This is a genomic window from Desulfogranum aggregans, from assembly GCF_055398265.1.
In genome coordinates, this window is the sequence record NZ_AP042447.1 from 194,944 (window position 1) to 213,020 (window position 18,077).

At 47.8% G+C, this 18,077-nt stretch carries 12 protein-coding genes and 2 pseudogenes; 12 read left to right on the forward strand and 2 right to left on the reverse strand.

Going from position 1 to position 18,077, the window contains the following annotated elements; translation table 11 throughout:
• Window positions 1–256 precede the first annotated feature (256 nt).
• The gene (locus tag ACZ52Z_RS00870; RefSeq protein WP_464268875.1) at window positions 257–2,623 is read left to right on the forward strand and encodes a multicopper oxidase domain-containing protein; all 2,367 of its coding nucleotides are present in this window, start codon (window positions 257–259) and stop codon (window positions 2,621–2,623) included.
• A gap of 32 nt (window positions 2,624–2,655) precedes the next feature.
• A complete protein-coding gene (locus tag ACZ52Z_RS00875) occupies window positions 2,656–3,054 on the forward strand; it encodes a c-type cytochrome (RefSeq protein ID WP_464268876.1) in 399 nt (132 codons plus the stop codon).
• 773 nt (window positions 3,055–3,827) lie between these two features.
• Here ACZ52Z_RS00875 and ACZ52Z_RS00880 read toward each other — a convergent pair.
• Window positions 3,828–4,337 carry a MarR family winged helix-turn-helix transcriptional regulator gene (locus tag ACZ52Z_RS00880; protein WP_464268877.1) on the reverse strand — a complete coding sequence of 170 codons (510 nt, stop codon included), beginning with the start codon at window positions 4,335–4,337 and terminating at the stop codon, window positions 3,828–3,830.
• Between the two features lie 430 nt (window positions 4,338–4,767).
• Between ACZ52Z_RS00880 and ACZ52Z_RS00885 the strand changes: the two are divergent.
• A pseudogene (locus ACZ52Z_RS00885) lies at window positions 4,768–5,085 on the forward strand (ATP-binding cassette domain-containing protein); the annotation flags it as partial.
• Window positions 5,086–5,178: 93 nt separating this feature from the next.
• Here the strand turns inward: ACZ52Z_RS00885 and ACZ52Z_RS00890 are convergent.
• Entirely contained in the window at window positions 5,179–5,442 is a 264-nt protein-coding gene (locus tag ACZ52Z_RS00890) for a hypothetical protein (protein WP_464268878.1), read from the reverse strand.
• A gap of 168 nt (window positions 5,443–5,610) precedes the next feature.
• Here ACZ52Z_RS00890 and ACZ52Z_RS00895 point away from each other — a divergent pair, with 168 nt between their 5' ends.
• From ACZ52Z_RS00895 to ACZ52Z_RS00935, 9 genes and pseudogenes are all read left to right on the forward strand, one after another.
• On the forward strand, window positions 5,611–6,795 hold the full coding sequence (locus ACZ52Z_RS00895; RefSeq protein WP_464268879.1) for a KamA family radical SAM protein: 1,185 nt from the start codon (window positions 5,611–5,613) through the stop codon (window positions 6,793–6,795).
• A gap of 412 nt (window positions 6,796–7,207) precedes the next feature.
• Window positions 7,208–7,981 (forward strand): KamA family radical SAM protein, encoded by a 774-nt coding sequence (locus ACZ52Z_RS00900; RefSeq protein WP_464268880.1) that lies wholly within the window; start codon window positions 7,208–7,210, stop codon window positions 7,979–7,981.
• A 112-nt stretch (window positions 7,982–8,093) separates the two neighbouring features.
• Window positions 8,094–9,617 (forward strand): IS5 family transposase, encoded by a 1,524-nt coding sequence (locus ACZ52Z_RS00905; RefSeq protein WP_464267038.1) that lies wholly within the window; start codon window positions 8,094–8,096, stop codon window positions 9,615–9,617.
• Between the two features lie 8 nt (window positions 9,618–9,625).
• A pseudogene (locus ACZ52Z_RS00910) lies at window positions 9,626–9,967 on the forward strand (KamA family radical SAM protein); the annotation flags it as partial.
• Between the two features lie 411 nt (window positions 9,968–10,378).
• Window positions 10,379–10,738, forward strand: coding sequence for a hypothetical protein (locus ACZ52Z_RS00915; RefSeq protein ID WP_464268881.1), 360 nt, complete (start codon window positions 10,379–10,381; stop codon window positions 10,736–10,738).
• A 429-nt stretch (window positions 10,739–11,167) separates the two neighbouring features.
• Window positions 11,168–11,746 carry an SH3 domain-containing protein gene (locus ACZ52Z_RS00920; RefSeq protein ID WP_464268882.1) on the forward strand — a complete coding sequence of 193 codons (579 nt, stop codon included), beginning with the start codon at window positions 11,168–11,170 and terminating at the stop codon, window positions 11,744–11,746.
• 71 nt (window positions 11,747–11,817) lie between these two features.
• Window positions 11,818–16,608: a hypothetical protein gene (locus ACZ52Z_RS00925; protein ID WP_464268883.1), complete on the forward strand. Its 4,791-nt coding sequence runs from the start codon at window positions 11,818–11,820 to the stop codon at window positions 16,606–16,608.
• Window positions 16,609–16,915: 307 nt separating this feature from the next.
• Window positions 16,916–17,482: a tetratricopeptide repeat protein gene (locus tag ACZ52Z_RS00930; protein ID WP_464268884.1), complete on the forward strand. Its 567-nt coding sequence runs from the start codon at window positions 16,916–16,918 to the stop codon at window positions 17,480–17,482.
• 19 nt (window positions 17,483–17,501) lie between these two features.
• The gene (locus tag ACZ52Z_RS00935) at window positions 17,502–17,975 is read left to right on the forward strand and encodes an MORN repeat-containing protein (protein ID WP_464268885.1); all 474 of its coding nucleotides are present in this window, start codon (window positions 17,502–17,504) and stop codon (window positions 17,973–17,975) included.
• Window positions 17,976–18,077: the final 102 nt, after the last annotated feature.

Sequence of the window (18,077 nt, forward strand, 5' to 3'; positions counted from 1 at the left end):
TTAGTAAGCCAGCCGCCATACTTGTTCGTTGGGTTAATCTTGTTTTTTTATCATTCTGAACAAACAATGGGTACGAACTTTGAACTCGCCCAAATCGTGTTCTTGAGATTGAACTCCATCCTGTTGTTACTGTGGTCAGGAGGTTATCCAGGCTTACCGTTTTTGCGACATAGTTAGTTTCCCTAAATTGTCTGTTGTTTTTTCGACCTCCTGCAAGGCCTTTAGGAGGTCTTTACAATGAAAGGAGTATCTTACCATGGCTGAACATATCAAGTTGTCTTTCGGTTTCATTTTTCTGATTTTATTATTTTCTTCGACCGGATACGGCATGGTCCGAGAATACCGCTTGGTTATCGATCAACAGGAGGTCCGGATCGGCGACAAACATGCTTCCGGCATGACCATCAACGGTTCGATACCTGGTCCGACGCTCTATTTTGAAGAAGGTGATCTGGCACGTATCCATGTCGAAAACAGGATGGACGTATCGACCTCAGTACATTGGCACGGCCTTTTGGTGCCACCCGCCATGGATGGAGTTCCGTATGTTACCCAGGTTCCAATACAACCAGGGGCCACATTTATTTACGAGTTCCCTATCAGGCAGACCGGAACTTACTGGTATCACTCCCATTCAGAGCTACAGGAGCAGAGAGGCCTGTACGGCTCCATCGTAATTGCCGATAACCAGCACCAGGTTGACCGCGATCTGATCCTGTTGCTATCGGATTGGACAACCGAAGAACCTGCTTCAGTACTGCGTACGCTTAAACGCGGCAGCCATTGGTATGCTCTGGAAAAAGGTTCTTCCCAGTCAATTTTCGGCGCCGCAACTGTCAATCATCTGGGTGACTATTTCATGCGGGAATTGCAACGAATGCCAGCCATGGATATTGCCGACATAGCCTATGACTATTTCCTCTCAAATGGTTCACCTGAAACACGACTTGAAGCAAAACCGGGAGAACGTATCCGTTTGCGTGTGATAAATGGCTCTGCCACGACTTATTTTCATCTCAATTTTGGAGGGGGGCCAATGACCATTGTCAGCGCTGACGGGCAACTGGTCGAGCCGGTGAAAAGCGACCTTTTCCTTATCGGTGTGGCTGAAACCTATGATCTGCTCCTAGACCTGCCATCCGATGGAAGCTATGAGTTTCGGGCAACTGCCCATGATGGTTCGGGTTATACTTCTACCTGGCTTGGTTCCGGAGCCAAACACTCGGCCAAAATGATCCCAAAGCCGAACCTCTACCAACCGATGAACCATGGTGAAATGACCTCCATTTTTGCCTTAACTCCTGCAGGGACAATGGGCATGCCTGATACGGCAGTGGACAAGGGAATGTTTGACCAATCCGGCATGTCCCATAACATGAAAGACACAATGTCCGGCCATTTCATGCACGCCCCAACTCATGATGAAAATCCCCCTGGTATCAAGAATAAAAGCCAGTACGCCATGTCTAGGAATTATCACTCCATCGCGGATAACAAAGCAGGCCATGATATGGATATTTCGGCAGAAACTCATCAGCCGCAATCTATGCCAACTATGCAAGAGCATCCGGGTTCAGCCCGGCCATATGGTTCCAGTTTTGGCCTCTTGGTACCTGATATTGCCTCGCGTCCGTATCTTGCCAGTGAAGGTGGACCAAAGCGACCACAAACCCCATACAAAATGCTCAGTTCTGCTACTCCCTCAAGTCTACCGGAAGATGCCCCTGTTCGCGAGATAAGACTGACTCTTGATGGCGATATGGAGCGCTATACCTGGTTTATCAACAACAAACCAATCTCAGAGAGCGACTCTATCGTCATCAGAGAAGGTGAGATCACCCGCTTCATCATGATTAACCGGACTATGATGCACCATCCGATGCATCTTCATGGTCATTTTTTCAGGGTACTCAATGGTCGGGGTAGCAAAGCTCCGCTCAAACATACCGTAGACGTGGCACCCATGAACACTACAGTTATAGAGTTTTACGGAAACGAAGTTGGCGACTGGTTCTTTCACTGTCATCTGCTCTATCACATGAAATCAGGTATGTCACGTGTGATACATTACAAACAATACACTCCATCGCCTGAGACGGCAGCAGTCAGACATTTTATCTATAAAGATCCTTTCTACTTTTACGGCATGGCAGATATACTTTATTCCATGACCGAAGGCGAACTGACTCTTGCTAATTCACGCTGGGATTTTTCGGCTACCTGGGAGGTCGGTTGGCAAGGTGTGGAAGAAACAGAATGGGAAGGTTTGCTTAGCGCTAGTTACTATATTAATCGATTTACTTCTTTTTTTGCGGGGATGAACATTGAGGGTGAGGATTCTGAGTCTGAAGAAACACGAGGGGTGTTTGGCCTTAACTACCTTTTACCCTTGAACCTCGAATTTGGAGCTTGGCTCGACACCGATGGGGGGGGGCGTTTCATGTTAGAAAAAGAATTTGAACTGACGCCACGGCTTGGCCTTCACGGGGAAGCAAAATATGACACCCACGAACTATGGGAGGGCAAGATTCAGCTCGAATATATGATCAATAAGGATTTCTTGGGGATAGCTAACTGGCATTCAGAGTATGGAGTCGGGATAGGGGTTCAGGTTCGTTTTTAGACTGATAATTTTTAAAATAAGGGGGGATTTTTATGAAATATGTTGGTGTGTTTACTATCACGCTGTTATCTGTTCTGGGAGTAATTCTCGGAACTGCCAGAGCACATGAGTGGAAAGCACCGAAGAAAGCTGCAGAGCTGCGCAACCCTTTGGCCGCTAATGAGCTTACTATTGCTACCGGAAGAACCTTGTACCGGCAGCACTGTAACTATTGTCATGGTGACGATATGCAGGGTATGACGGTCGAGTCGACTGGTCTCAGCAAGCCAACGCCGGATCTGATGAAAAACTTGAAGATGCACAGTGAGGGAGGATTTTTCTGGAAAATACGTGAAGGTAGAGGTGATATGCCAGCCTTTAAAGAAGTACTTACGGATAAGGAAATATGGTCGATTATCACTGCCATAAAACAAGCTACAAAAGAGAAATGATTGCAATACTATCTGGCTATTAACAAAGCGGAGTTTGTGTTGTTTTTATTTGTGGCAAACTTTACGTATAATTCCTATCCAGAAAGATTGGTCACCCTTAAATTCTGCCCAAAACTACGAAATGTTGGATTTAAGATTGTCCATGATAGTGTTAACATCTATGTTAATATTGTTGCCCCTGGAATGGGAACTTGTTTACTAAAACGAAGCAGTACAACAAGCTCTTGTGAACTTGCCAGTGGGACTACAGGCAAGGTACATTCACCTGACCGAACAAATGTTGGTATATGGCCTAATTTCACAGGATTTCGATTTAGAGGTCTAACCCAGCGTAGCTTCCGCACCTTATTTTTGCAGATATCGGGCGAGGTCATGTTCAAGCCCGTCGCATTTACCCTATCCATAAAGTGTTTCTATCCAACGTATTGTCTCTGTGTCATTCACTTTTCCAAGGTGGTGTTGAGTAGTTGAAAAATTCGCATGTCGCAAAATAACTTTGCTGACCATTTCTATGGGAGTTCCAGATATTGAGGCAAAAGTTGCTGCATGCCGGCGAAGATCATGCGGTTTAAGGTTTATGTTGACTATTTCCCCTGACTTCTTCACCATTGACCATGCTGTAACATATGAATAGGAAAAATCCGCTCAATATCATGGCAATTATGGGCTTTCACGTATTCGTTTAACTTTGCCGGGATTTTACGTGGAACATAAACTGTCTCCTCCGGTCTGCCACTTTTCGGATTCTGGATTTTGAGAAAATTCTCCTGTCGTTAAGTTTCTTTATTGGTTTCTATAGGTCCGGCAACCAGAAAAGGAGACGCTTCAATTTTTTCTGCCGACATCATATTTACAATTCTGTCAATTGAGCTTAAAATCATGAGCTGCTCCCAGTCTCTTAAGGAGTGAAAGGACTCGGTAAAGTCATCCTGCAATGGGGATGGTGCGTTCTGTAGTAATTGAGTCCCAGCCTCCGTTATAGATATGAGTGATCGACGTTTATCCAGCTCCGATTTTCTTCTCGAGATAAGATCCTTCTTCCCCAATCGGTTCAGGATTTCAGTGACAGTTCCTTGGCTTAACGAGACAGATTTAGACAACTCAGAGACAGAGAGCGATTCATATTGAGCCAATTCCTGCAAGATGACCAGTTGCGGGCTTGTAATTCCCACTGTTTTGAGAAGGTGTTTGGAGTGCAGGTCAATTGCCTGGGTGATTTTCCGTAAACCGATCAATAACTCTTTGCTTCGTTGGCTTTGATTATCTTTCAACTTCTGCTCCATATTTCCTAAGAAATCTCAATACGTCTGGCTGTTTTTGTTCAACAATCGGCGGCCGGGAATCATTATCCATCCCCTGGTTTCTTCAACAATATTATAGACCAAGCGCTAACATATATCATTTGATTCGTTTCTGAGTCTTCGAGATTTTCATTAGATTGCACCAGTGGGTAGGCATGAAAACCATAAATACATAGTCTACAATGCAATATAAACTATGTGCACAATGTTTTAGCACTTGGTTTACCGGCTGTTTTCTTTTTGTGCAATGTGATGATATATCAATTATATGTGTTTTTTTTGCGTGTGCCAGGGGGGCAGAACTTCGGTTATATGGCAGCTTGTTAATATGTGTACAATTGACATTTTGCTTTGTAGACTGTATAATTTCCTTCAGAAGAATAAGAGGGCTTATCGTAAAATTATAGGGAGAGGTCAACAACAGAGGGTTGCAATTGCCAGAGCTCTTGCAATGCGGCCTAAAGTTATGCTGTTTGACGAGGTCACCTCTGCGCTTGATCCCGAGGTAATCGGCGAGGTAACAAAGGTTATTTGTCAATTGGTCAGCAAGCATAACCTCACCATGTTGATGGTGACTCAACAGATTGGTTTCGCCCGGGAAATTTCAGACAGGGTCTGTTTCTTTTATAACGGCAGAATAGAGGAACAGGGCGCGCCTGACGAGCTTTTGGGCAGCCCGCAAAAAGAACCGACAAAGAGATTTCTTGATGCTGTATTTGAGGCTGGCTAACCGAAAGACCCTCCCGGCCGATATCCTCAACCATCAACAGTACAATCTATCATGAAAGCAAGTGATCTAGGCTCCGTTCTCATACATGGAAAATCAATAATGAAGCGGAAAGGTGGAGTCTGGAAAGGCAGTTTTTTCAAGAATATCCATAAAACTATTCACTGGATGATTTTGTTCGTTTTCTGGAACAGCAATATGGAAAAACACAACCGGAAAAGCATCCAAATCAGAACTTTCAATTCTAACATCAGCCAATCCAGGAATTAGCGAACACTCCAGTGAAGCAAGGAGAAGGTTATCTTTCTTGATAGTGTATCGCTTTTGAGCAGAGGAATGAATGAAAATTGAAAAGCTCATTTATCCTCCATCCGGATGTTCGTTGAGAAGGCGCCTAAGAAGAGAATAACCAGATCAAAGCAGGTAATGCATTGAGTTGATTCTCCAGTCCGCATATTTCATGAAATATGCGGACTGGGGTGAGGCCTGCTTGTTACTATGAGTACTATTTTTCAGGAGATGAAAAAAATGGATGAAGTAAGCGATGACGAGCCATCGCAAAAATTAGACTCGATCGATTTTGAGAAGCTGGCATGGAATAAAGAACTTGCTAATAATGTGAGTTCTTTACAAGCGCTCAAGAAGTATTTTCCTCTAACAGAAGAGGAGGAACACTCCCTCCAGGAAGTGTTGGATAATCATCCCATGAATATCCCACGCTACTATCTCAGTCTCATCAACCACAAAGACCCTGACGATCCCATCCGAAAACTTGCAATACCCACTGCTGAAGAACTAGTTGTGGCTGGCCAGATGGGAGAAACAACCGGTGACCCATACGGTGATGACAAACATAACAAGGGTAATGGGATTCTGCATAAGTACCCTTACTCCGCCTTGGTTGTGGCCACCGAATACTGCTCGATGTACTGTCGACACTGCTTTAGAAAGCGAATTGTCGGATTGGCCAATGACAAGACCGTAGAGAATTTTCAGAATGCTGCCAAGTATATTGCCAGACACAAGGAAATTACCAATGTGATAATTTCAGGGGGAGATCCCATGATGTTGTCAACAAGCGTAATTGCCAGGATGCTTGAGCCTTTGAAGGAGATAGAGCATGTAAATTATGTTCGTATAGGAACACGAACTCCGGTGGTATACCCTCTGCGCTATTTGGACGATGAGCTGATTGAGGTCTTGCGAGAATTCAACCAGCATAAGACTCTCTACATCCCCACCCATTTCAATCACGTCAACGAGCTTACCGATCTGTCAAAGGAGGCTGTTATGCGTATCCGCAATAGCGGCATAACCGTCAATAACCAGGCAGTGTTTCTACAAGGTGTCAATGACTCTGTTGAGGATATTGAAGACTTGATGAACGGACTCGTGCGTTTTGGTGTGAATCCCTACTACTTGTATCAGTGTATGCCTGTTTCACGCGTCAGGCATCATTTCCAGGTGCCTCTGAAACGTGGGGTCGACATTGTATCAGAAGCTAAGCGTCGGCTGGACGGCTATGCAAAACGATTTAAGTTTATCATGGGCCATGATATCGGAAAAATAGAGATCTGTGGTCGCAAGGACGACACCTTGGTGATGAGCCAGATTCATGCCCGTCCCGAACATCCTGAAGAAGCCTCTCGCATTCTCATGGGTAAAATGACAGAAAGCGCAGGATGGCTTGATGACTTACAACTGATTGAATGAAAATCGGTTTTAGCCCGCAAATTTCATTAACTCTTCGGGTGAGTGTTATATGCCATACTCAATTGGGAGGAGGCAAAACGAACCTGGAAGAGAGGGTGTTCAGCAGTTAGGAGCTACGGCGTGTTTACCCTCACAGACCAGCCCCTGTGATCCACGGGGGCGAGTCTTGATTTGTGAATCATTTGTTCTCCCTCCTGAGAAGCAAGGTGTTTCATTAACGTCCTGAGAAACTATTGGTGTTTAGCAATCAGATTACACCGAATTTCTACTGTTTTTGATTTTACCTGATCATCCGTTTCAAGCCCACCCCTCTCTACGCAGGGCAGCCTTGTCGTCATGAGTCATTGCCTGCTCACTACCTCGTAAAACAGAGTACAACACTTCAATTAATATCAACCACAAGAGATAGATCATGTCATTAAATAATATGCAGGACTGGCAGGCTCAGTTGAGCAATTTTGTCAATACAATTGGGCGATTGGAAGAACATGTCAACCTGACAGAAAATGAGCGCAAGGCCTTGGAGTCAAATACAACTACTTGGGGTACTACTCCATATTTCGCATCCCTGATGAACCGAGACGATCCCACATGTCCAATCCGCAGACAGGTTATCCCCTCGAGTGAAGAACAAAATAATGTCTATGGCATGGATAATTATCTGATATGGAAAGAAAATCGAGATAATGAAGAAAATCGGCCAGATACCATTGCCCGTCAATACAAAGACCGTGTTGCCTTCACTGTCAATCAGACTTGTACCATTTACTGCCGTCACTGTTTTCGCAAGGAATTAGTCGTGAATAAGGATTTACGACTCAACTTCGACTTTGAAGAAGGGCTGGAGTGGATATCTCAGCACCCTGAAGTTAGGGATGTGCTGATAACCGGAGGAGACCCTTTGTTGCTCCCGGATGAGAAAATTGCATATCTCATCGATCGGTTGAGGGGGATGGAGCATATCGAAATAATTCGTTTCGGATCACGCGCACCGATTGTTTTACCGCAAAGAATTACAAAGGATCTCAAAGAGATTCTCGGTGGATACCATAAAGTGCCAATCTGGCTCAACACACAGTGTAACCACCCGAAAGAGCTGACCGATGAAGTTGCAAGAGCTGTCTATGATCTGAATACCTGCGGCGTCAATGTAGGGAACCAGGCCGTATTACTTAGGGCTTGCTGAGCAACAAGCAAGACCATGAATTTGTGTTTAAAAAATAGTATAATCGGCGTCGTAAGTGCACAGAAAACGGCTGACACCTTCCAAAACCCTTGCACCTTCCGACAGTAACACCATGTACAAGCATAATCAGAAGCAGCTCGAACTCCCTGAATTTTCTCTACCCTTTCATGGAGAGCTGGCACCTGACAACAAATGGGTAAAATTAGCTGCCTTGATCCCCTGGGTGCAGTTCGAAGAACGCTATAGGGAAAATTTCTCGAAATCCGGTACCGGGCACCCGGCTCTCTCTGTGAGAATGGCCCTCGCCGCACTGATCATCAAAGAAGAACTAGGTGTCAGTGACAGATTATGCGTTGAGCAGATCACGGAAAATCCGTATCTGCAGTACTTTTGCGGGCTCAAGTCCTTCATCACCATGCCACCGTTTGACGCCTCCATGTTTGTCCATTTCCGTAAACGCTTTCCGGCAGATGTGTTGAGCGAGGTCAACAATGCCATTGCAGAGAAGATGCACGGAGATCAGGACCCACCGGCACCCGGCCAAACACCCCCAGGAACCGATACCGAGACGACGAGCGACCAAAAACCATCTCGCAACAGCGGCCAGTTGCTGGTGGATGCCACATGTGCTCCTGCGGATATCACCTATCCCACCGATATCAAACTCCTCAACAAGGCCCGTGAGAAGAGTGAGCAGATCATTGATATCCTGCATGAAGCCAGAGGACGAGGATATAAGAAGCCGCGCACCTACCGTCAACGAGCCAGAAGACAATTTTTGTCTATTGCCAAAGACAAGCGGATGAGTCGCAAAAAGATTCGAAAGTGCCTCCGTCGGCAATTAGGGTATCTGCGGCGCAATCTCAACTCCATTGATCAACTTGGTGAGCATCAAGGATTTACACTGCTCGGCCGTCGCCATTATAAAGAGCTGCTGGTGATTTCTGAGGTATACCGCCAACAACAGTGGATGTACGAGAACCGCAGTCATCGTATTGATGACCGTATTGTCAGCATTAGTCAACCGCATGTTCGACCGATCAAGCGTGGTAAAGCTGCTGCTGACACTGAGTTCGGGGCCAAAATCAGTATCAGCCTTGTGCACGGCATCAGCTTTGTCGACCATATCAGTTGGGACAACTACAATGAAAGTTGTGACCTTATTGCTCAAATCGAGGCGTATCGTACGCGATATGGTTGCTACCCGGAATCGGTGCATGCCGATAAAATTTATCGTAACCGCGAAAACCGCCGATATTGCAAGCACCACCAGATTCGATTGTCTGGCCCCAGGCTTGGCCGACCGCCAAAAGTGACCCAGGAAAATGCCAAAGCACTCCAAGCAGCAAAACAGCAGGCCAGGCAGGATGAAATTGACAGAAATGCGGTTGAGGGCAAGTTCGGTCAAGGCAAACGCCGCTATAGTTTGAACCGGATCATGACCAAGCTGTCATGTACCAGTGAAACCGCAATCATGATCAGTTTCTTGGTAATGAACCTGAAACGGTGGCTGGCCATCGTCGTTTTATTATTTTTTCAAAGAACAAAAGCTCGATTTGCGAATGTTTGGTGGACGCCTCATAAACTTTCTTGCCTTTTGGCCGGGTTTAAAGCCATCGAAGCCGCAAGTGGTTAATCGTTGTTCAGCAAACCCTACTTAAAGGAATTAATGATGATGTAGCTACCTTCAAGGAGTTGCATCAAAAACTTCTTAGAGTAAGGATCAAACCGTATTACGTTTTTTATTGTGAAGCGGCACCGGGAATTGATCATTTCCGCACACCGGTAGAAAAAGGGGCTGAGTTGATTCGTGACGCTTTGCGAGGACATACAACAGGTCTTGCCCAGCCAATGTACGTGGTTGCCACCAATATAGGCAAAATTCCGTTGATGCCTGACTACTATATTACCGGTAAGGATGAGCAGGAGTATACGTTGACAAACCATAAAGGGCAGACTACTACCCTGCCATTTATACCTGAATAGATTTAATTATCCCTTGGCCAGCTCGATGCTCAAGGAGCGTCTTCCTCTGTCATTGTCTCTGTTCATTCTGGGAATTATTACCGTAACCTTCATCCATGGATTTATTTTACGACGTTTAAAAAAATATACGATGCTTTCAGTGATGAAAAAACCATTAACTGGCCAGCAATTGCCATCAACCTGAACCATCTGCTTCTGTCCAGTATAGGCACCGGCTTGATCCTGGGAGCATTTTATCTTTTACAACTCAATTCTCTGGGTTTGAAGAAAAACAATCTCATACCTCCCGCTGGTTGTCATATTTTTAATTGTTGGTCACATTGGCTTGGACACTCGCTATTTGCGCCAAAACAGCACGATCTTCGGATCATAAAAGTCAATGATGTTGTGGCCAAGGTAGGATATAGAATTATGCTACTTCTGGGGCTTTGCCTTTCCCTGCGCACCGCTCAGGGACTTCTCGAAGTTGGTTATCAGTTCACAGAAGCTGCAAAAGCAATACTGACACTGCCGATTATTGGCATAGGAAGTGCTTTGCTCTGGCTGCTCTCTAAAAAAATAATTCAAGCCCGGCAAAATATAAAAGAAGATTCTGAGAATACTGACACCGAATCAGCAATCGAAAGTACCTTGCTGTTTTTGCTTTTTCATTTTCCAAATCACAACGAGCATTCTGGAGCCCTTGTTCAGCAGAGGCATTACTCCAGAGGAGTCTTGTCCGACCTTGCTGCCCATTGGTGTTATCTTTTTTTAAAATTGGCCATGGGGTAATATCTAGTGTTGGTGGTTGATAAGTAAAAAATGGAAAACAGGATTTGCTTTCTCACTTACCTAACAGTAGCATTTTTTAGAGATCCCAAGATAGCCTCAATACGAAGATAGCTTCAACGGTTTTACCTACTTTTCTGTACCTTGCCGATTTTGATCCATCTGGTAGGTGGCCGCATCCTTGCCCCCTTCTCCCTGAAGAGCAATAGGAATAAATTAAACTCGCATAACTTCAAGAAATTATTAATTTTAACCTGGTGGCGCTAAGCTCAAAGCGCCTCCTTGGAGAAGAATATACTTATTGTAATTGACTGGTGATTAATTTTATAACACAATTCAATTTATAAACCAGTTGCGAATATCGGGGATTATGTAATTTGGGCTAAATTGAAATCATTTTCTTAAAATGCATTAAAATGTTAGAGTTATGTTATGCTAATTAAAAAAAATGTATCTATTATTCTTTTTACTATATTAATTTTTTTCTCTGAATTTATATTTGGATTTGTATTTGCTGATGCTTTTAGTTTTGTAAGTATTGATAAAGAAATGATTGAAATTAGAAAAGGACCAAGTGTCAATAGTTCAGTAGTTATGGAAGTGTTCAAGGGGTTCCCGCTAAAAATTTTGCAAAAGCAAGGGCAGTGGCTATACGTGAGTGATTTTGAGCAAGATGCTGGATGGGTTCAATCTCATGATGTTACTACGTGTAATACAGTGATTGTTTCCTCCCAACAGGGGGCGAAGATGATGTCAGGCCCATCATTAAACTCTCAACTTAAAGCCCGTGTTGAACGACAGGTAATTCTTCGGAAATTAGCTGAAGAAAGAGGTTGGGTGAAAGTGATTGCTGGCGAAGGTACTTCTGGCTGGATTAAATCAAGCCTATTGTGGCCGGAGGTAGAAAAACATACAACCTATGAAAAGACATCAAACATGACACAAATGCCATCTAAGAAGTCTAATAGTTATGCTCCTTCTGGACCTCGCTGGAAAAAGCCTGTTGATTAATTGGCAATAGTTAAACAAGGTAGCAAGCCTTATTAAACAGTTACTTGGAATAAATTACTAGCACCAGAACATTGAAAACATTTCTAATTTGGATCACTATCCTGACGCTTTATTCGGGCGCTTTCTGCCCGGTTTACTCGGAAGAAAGTCCCTCGCTTAAACAACTGAGAATAAGCCAGGATCAGGAATATATTCGGCTGAGGGAGTTGTACGATCGTTTAGGAGCCAAAGTCGACAAGAACAGTCCGGAATATCAGAAACTTCGTGAAGAATACTCGGCTGAAAGAACCAAGATACGAGAAAAATACACGAACCTGGAAACCCGGGGGCAAAACGTCGAAGCAATTTTGAATGATCGTGATCTCAAGGGTCGCATACAAAACACCGGGTCCATGCCGGCAAGCGTCAACGCAGATGTTGACCTGAAAGCCACCGACTTGGAGGCAGCGGAGAAGCTTGCAGACAAATGGTCGAACCAGAAAGGGAAAAAGCAGCAATATTATACGGTCGACAACCCGACTACTCCCACAACAACCCGCCCGAAAGATTTCAACAAAGTCATCAAGGTTGTCAATCCCAACACCGACACCACACTCTGGACCCCGGGTAACGAGAAAGTCCATAAGGCGAAAGTGCCCGACCCCGATGCCTGGACAACCTCAGGAGGACTCAAGGGAACCGGCAATCTCGACAGCTCCCGTGATAAGAGAGGCTACTATCTGGACAACGAGAAGAAGTTCCACCATGCCGACCGCCCCATAACGAGCGTTGCCGGAGCGCACGACGAAGAGCTGAAGACCTTCTCGAAGAGCGTTTCGAAGGCAGGCGGCAGCAAGGGTGCGAACATCGCAATGGACAACCCGGAATTCTACCAGCAGGCCGAGATCATGCAGAAGTACGGGGACCCGGTTCAGGCCGGCATCGTCGATCTGGGCGACCCACCGGACGTGCGCATCAAAAAGATCGAAGCATGGAAGCAGAAAGCCCGCGACGAGATGGAAAAGGCGAAGCGTGTGAGCCAGCAGCTCGGAGATGCGGCGGGTACGGCGCGGGACGATCTCGCCCAACAAATGCGGGATCAGGGGCATGCTGATATCGCCGACCGCATAGACGAAAAGCGGCGGAAAGTCGCAGATTCAAACCGCGCTGCAGCTGCCGAAAATAAGCGGCTCAAGGCGGAACGCGATGCGGCGTACAACGATGCAGGGAATACAGGTGGGCCAGATACGCCGGGCAATCCGCCTCCCTCAAAACAGCAGTTTACGGGTGATCAGCCGGGAGATTCAAGCTTCGGCACCGGCGGCGACCCCGATGTACCCGGTGATATCTCCACCGACACAAAGGGAGTGAACCAGGGAGGGTACGGCGAGATAAAAGTCAATAAGCCGGGCTCCGCTCCCAAGGATGGGAAGAGCGATAAAATCGCTATCCAGGATATTCGTAACGAGATAGACCCTGAAACAGAAAAAATTATACAGGAAAAGGGCTTTGGCTCAAAAACCGGAGGGATACAGAAAGACCCCAAAACAGACACCAAATGGGTGAAGGATCCTGAACTCGGAGACCTTGGCAACCCGAATCAGACCCACGGCCAGGTGACGGAAGTCGATGGCAATAAAAAGTTATCGGAAGTTGTCACAAAAACGAAAGAGATCAAGCAGGCCGAATTGGAAAGGCAGCGTATCGAGAAAGAAAAAAGCCTGTTGGATACCAAGGTGGGGAATGCAGAGACATCCCGAAACGCAATGGTCGATGATCCGGGTGCCCCCCTTGCAACCGGAGAGCAGCGAACAGCAACGGGTGATCCCGGTAAAACCAAAGCTGGACAACTGGAAACAGGGGATGGTGTAGATCAATCGTTTTCTACCAAGCAGCAGAGCATTACAAATGGGGACACCCCTGCCATCGATGGCGGCAAAACCCCAAAAGGTACTTCCGACGTTGACCTTACCAGCGGAACTAAGAAACCAGTAAAATCATCAGGTCTGGACGTCGACGCCCCGAATTCAAAGGGCGCCGCCGATGTCGGCCCCGACGTGGATGTACTGGATGCCGTGGAAGCGGCCGGGCAGATCTACCAGAGCGCAACTAACGTCGCCGGAGAGGCAATCGACCAGAATCGGGATCTGAACAGCGGTGACGCGGCCACGGTGGCTGGAGATCTCACCCCGGGAATCAGGGAATACCAAGGGGCACGGGAGGCAACCAAAGACTACCTGGTGCAGAAACAACTGGAAAGATTGGAGCGCCAGGAGCAGATCAGAAAACTGGAAGAGAAGAAAAATCTGACCCCTGAGGAAGAAGACCAACTGCACCATCTCAAAAGTGCCGAGTCCCGCGCCCCGGACACAAATACCGTCTCCGGAGCAGCAAGCGCGCTGATAACCGACACGATGGACGGATATATCCAGCGGATGAGGGAGCGTAAAAAAGCGGAGGCGAGAGAAGGTAAGCCGGATAACTGGAAAGACGGCATGTCGATGGCCGGGGAAATGGCCTCTGATACCGGCAACGCCGTCCTCAACGCCCTCAACCCATTGAATCCCTTTGCGGAATCGCTTCCAGAAACGGCAACCTGGGATGAGCGCCAGGCATGGGCCAGCCAGAAGGATATGATTACCAAGTACCTCAACAGCGAGGCGACCAAGGTCGACAAAGCCAGTCGCCGAAACGCCGACAAGCTCAACCAACTCCTCACCGAGGGAGACTTGAGCGATCCTGAGGTTCAGAAATCCATCGATGCGCTGCTGGCCGAGCTGAGGCGGGATCGTGAACGGCTGGCGGACCTTAATGGTGCGGCTGATGGACTCCCGGAGGTGGACCCCGAGAAATTGAAACATCTAAGAGATCTGCAGGCGACCCTCCCGGATATCGACTCGATGGAGGAGTGGCGAAACCAGTTGCTCGCGGAGCGGGAGAGAGCGGACTCGTGCCCGAAAAACACGGTCCGTCTCAACGACCAGGACAACAACATTCAGTGTGTCTCCTGTGAAGAGGTAGAGAACGACTTCAATGCGTCGCTGAACGAAGGGTACCGAACCTACGCCGAATCGCTCATCTCACTGGCCAGCACCTGTGCGTGGACCAGTGGCGCTCGGGAGCGGCTGCTCCAGAAAACTGCCGGAGATGATTGCAGCAAGCAAAAACCGGGGAGCAGCCCGGTTTTCTCCGGCGACACCTATAAGTGTAGATGCCCCACCGGCAGCTCGGTGGATCTCAAAGATGAAACCGGACAGGTGCAATGCGTCTCCTGCGACGTGCTCCATGGTGACTTCGATGTCGCGCTCGGTGCCAACGAAAAAGAGTACGCCCAGGCGCTGCTCGAGATGTCGGTCGGGTGCGGCTGGATTGCCGAGGGGCAGAGAAAACTGGACAATTACGGCAACTGCCCGGACAGTACGGTCCGCCTCAGTGATGAGTCCAATACGATCCACTGCGTCTCCTGCGAAGAACTGCAGGGAGATTTTACCGCTGCCCTGGAAGGCAACGACCGGGAATACGCGCAAATGCTGATCGACGTGGCCCCCAGCTGCGGCTGGGTCGTCGAGGCAAACCGGCAGATGGAGCGGACCAAAGAGTGCCCGGCACACACCGTCAAGCTCAGCGACCAGGCCGACAATGTGGAGTGTGTATACTGCGATGATCTGTACGGGGATTTTAATGCAGCGCTCGCGAGTGGCGACCAGGGATATGCACGGACGCTTCTTAACCTCTCCGCCACCTGCGGATGGGTCGTCGAAGGTAACAAACAGCTGCGAAACGCACAAAACTGTCCAGCGAACGCTGTGAAGCTTAGCGACAACAGCGGGCAGAACCACTGTGTCCCTTGTGACGAACTGTACGGAGACTTCAGCGCAGCACTGTCCGGCGGCGACCGCGCCTATGCGGAAACCCTTGCCGATCTGGGTTCTTCCTGCGGTTGGAGCAGCCAGGCGTGGAACGTACTGAATACGCCGCAGTCATGCCCTGAGGACACGGTCATGCTCAGTGACCAACAGAACCAGATCAAATGCGTTCCCTGCTCCATGCTTTACGGTGACTACAGTGCAGCACTGCAGCAGGGCGATTCCGACTATGCGGACACGCTCGTGAACCTCGCCTCCGCCTGCGGGTGGGCGCAGTCGGTTGCCGGGCAGAATTTGTACGCAAACCAGCAGGCGGAATTCGACCAGCGCTGCAACGATCAAGTTCCAGGCAGCTCTGCGGTGATCAACGGCGACCGCTATTCCTGCTACTGCCCCGAAGGGATGCTCACCCTCACCAATTCAAACGGATCATCGTGCCAGAGCTGCGAACAGATTCGCGGCTACATCAATTCCGCACTGCAGCGTAATGACCTAAGCACGGTAAGGGGGCTGATGTCCGGCGCCCAGAGCTGCGGCTGGTACAATGAGGCGGTCCAGGTCGTTGCCGGCATAGAGCGCGACCGTCAAAATCAGAAAAACAATCAGTTCAATAACCAGAACAATGCGTGGTGGATGCGCCACTGGGCCAACATGATGAACGAGATGAACTCGGGCGGCTCAGATGATATACCTCCGGAATATTACGAAAAAAGAAAAAAGAAGACAAAGGCTCAGGCCCCGCCGCCCAAACAGCCGGTAAAGAAAACGACACCTCCTAAAAAGACTCAGCCCCCTAAAAAGCAAACAGGTGGGTGTATCGGAGGTCCGTGTTGCAAAGGCCATACAAAGATTTGTTCTAATCCCGACGGCACAAAATCACGCTATCCACACATGGCAATTGATAGAAATGAAGACGGACATTGTGACATATGTGGCGGAAGCTATAGCGCAAAAGGTGGCGGTATTGCTCCTGGATTAAAATATGTGCTGCGTGGCAACGGATATAGCTGCAAATAGATACTAAACTTTTTAAGTAATCTCACCGGAATTTGGGTAAAAAGAAAGCTCGGAGGCGAAGGTGTCTATACCGACAAAAACGATGTGCAATCCGACGTGGTGATGAAAGATGTAAAAGATGTATCTTCAACAGATATTATTATCGAAGATTTCGATAATAGTTCCAGTCGCAACAACTACAAGACACGTGCGTATAGTACACCCGTTCTTCCGCAAAACAATACACCTTGCGGCCGACGCTGGAAGAAAGGCAAACTAATTTAACATATTACGGATAATGCGTTTCCCTTCAGATAGGACTACTATCATGCGATATACGAGGATTTTTATCGTTTTGACCATCTGTACAGTCGCTATCGCAATTTTGTGCGGATCCCAGTCCCCCCTCCATTCGGCCTCTGGGCAGCGCTGGAAAAAACCTACGGAGTCTTCAGTTACTGCCGCAACTTCCGAAGGTCTGGCAAATCTTGAAGCACAAGCGAAAGTAGATCCCTACGACCATGAACTCTGGCAAAAGCTCGGTAGTCTTTACTTCGACAATGGTGAACACCACAAAGCGATAGAAGCGTATCGCACATCCCTCAAGCTGTACCCGGAAAACAGTGACGTGTTGTCGGACCTCGGAATCATGTACCGCCAGTCGGGAGCCCCGCAGAAAGCGATCGAGGCTTTTGACCGCGCACTTGCCGTCGACCCCGATCATTATTGGTCCCTGTTCAATAAAGGAGTGGTCCTGCACTACGACCTGGGGAAGACGGAAGACGCCGTCCGCTGCTGGCAAGGTGTTCTCGATATCAAGCCTGAATTCAAGCTAACAGATGGACGTCCGCTTCGGGAGGTTATCGACCAGTTTAATGCAAGCAAAGGCCAATGAGTGTACGGAGGACGATAAAATGAAACACCTGTTGCTGGCCCTGCTGTTCCTGGTGCTTGTAACGACTGAGTGTTCCGGAGCCGGCTGCGTATCCGGCAATTGTGTAAACGGAAGCGGCACCTATGTCTGGGACAGCGGGGCGCAGTATTCCGGACAGTTTAGGGGGCAGAAGCGGCATGGACGCGGAACGTTTACCTATGAAAGCGGTGAGACCTATACCGGGGACTGGGTAAACAACCAGAAGCACGGGCAGGGCACCTATGTCTGGCTGAACGGGTCCCAGTTTACAGGAGGCTGGCAGAATAACAGGGCGCATGGGGAAGGCATCTATACCTTTGCAAATGGCCAACGGGCCGCGCAGGTGCTCAACATGGGGCAGCTGGTGTCGGAAAGAGTCTTGCCTTCACAAAATAACGTTTCCCGGCCATCGGTGCCCCGGTCGGTTCCTTTATCGAGCCTGCCGTCAGGAAGGCGATGGAAGAAAGCGAATTAAAAGACAAAGAGCAACAGAGGAGCAGAGAGATTGATCCATGAGTCATATCAGATACGGTTTCGTTTCGATCATTTCATTTCTTGTTATACTGTCGGTTTTATG

Excerpts from the sequence above, each read along its gene's own strand:
- ACZ52Z_RS00870 (WP_464268875.1), top strand. The coding sequence starts at position 257 with ATGGCTGAACATATCAAGTTGTCTTTCGGTTTCATTTTTCTGATTTTA.
- ACZ52Z_RS00875 (WP_464268876.1), top strand. The coding sequence starts at position 2,656 with ATGAAATATGTTGGTGTGTTTACTATCACGCTGTTATCTGTTCTGGGA.
- ACZ52Z_RS00880 (WP_464268877.1), bottom strand. The coding sequence starts at position 4,337 with ATGGAGCAGAAGTTGAAAGATAATCAAAGCCAACGAAGCAAAGAGTTA.
- ACZ52Z_RS00890 (WP_464268878.1), bottom strand. The coding sequence starts at position 5,442 with ATGAGCTTTTCAATTTTCATTCATTCCTCTGCTCAAAAGCGATACACT.
- ACZ52Z_RS00895 (WP_464268879.1), top strand. The coding sequence starts at position 5,611 with ATGGATGAAGTAAGCGATGACGAGCCATCGCAAAAATTAGACTCGATC.
- ACZ52Z_RS00900 (WP_464268880.1), top strand. The coding sequence starts at position 7,208 with ATGTCATTAAATAATATGCAGGACTGGCAGGCTCAGTTGAGCAATTTT.
- ACZ52Z_RS00905 (WP_464267038.1), top strand. The coding sequence starts at position 8,094 with ATGTACAAGCATAATCAGAAGCAGCTCGAACTCCCTGAATTTTCTCTA.
- ACZ52Z_RS00915 (WP_464268881.1), top strand. The coding sequence starts at position 10,379 with ATGCTACTTCTGGGGCTTTGCCTTTCCCTGCGCACCGCTCAGGGACTT.
- ACZ52Z_RS00920 (WP_464268882.1), top strand. The coding sequence starts at position 11,168 with ATGCTAATTAAAAAAAATGTATCTATTATTCTTTTTACTATATTAATT.
- ACZ52Z_RS00930 (WP_464268884.1), top strand. The coding sequence starts at position 16,916 with ATGCGATATACGAGGATTTTTATCGTTTTGACCATCTGTACAGTCGCT.
- ACZ52Z_RS00935 (WP_464268885.1), top strand. The coding sequence starts at position 17,502 with ATGAAACACCTGTTGCTGGCCCTGCTGTTCCTGGTGCTTGTAACGACT.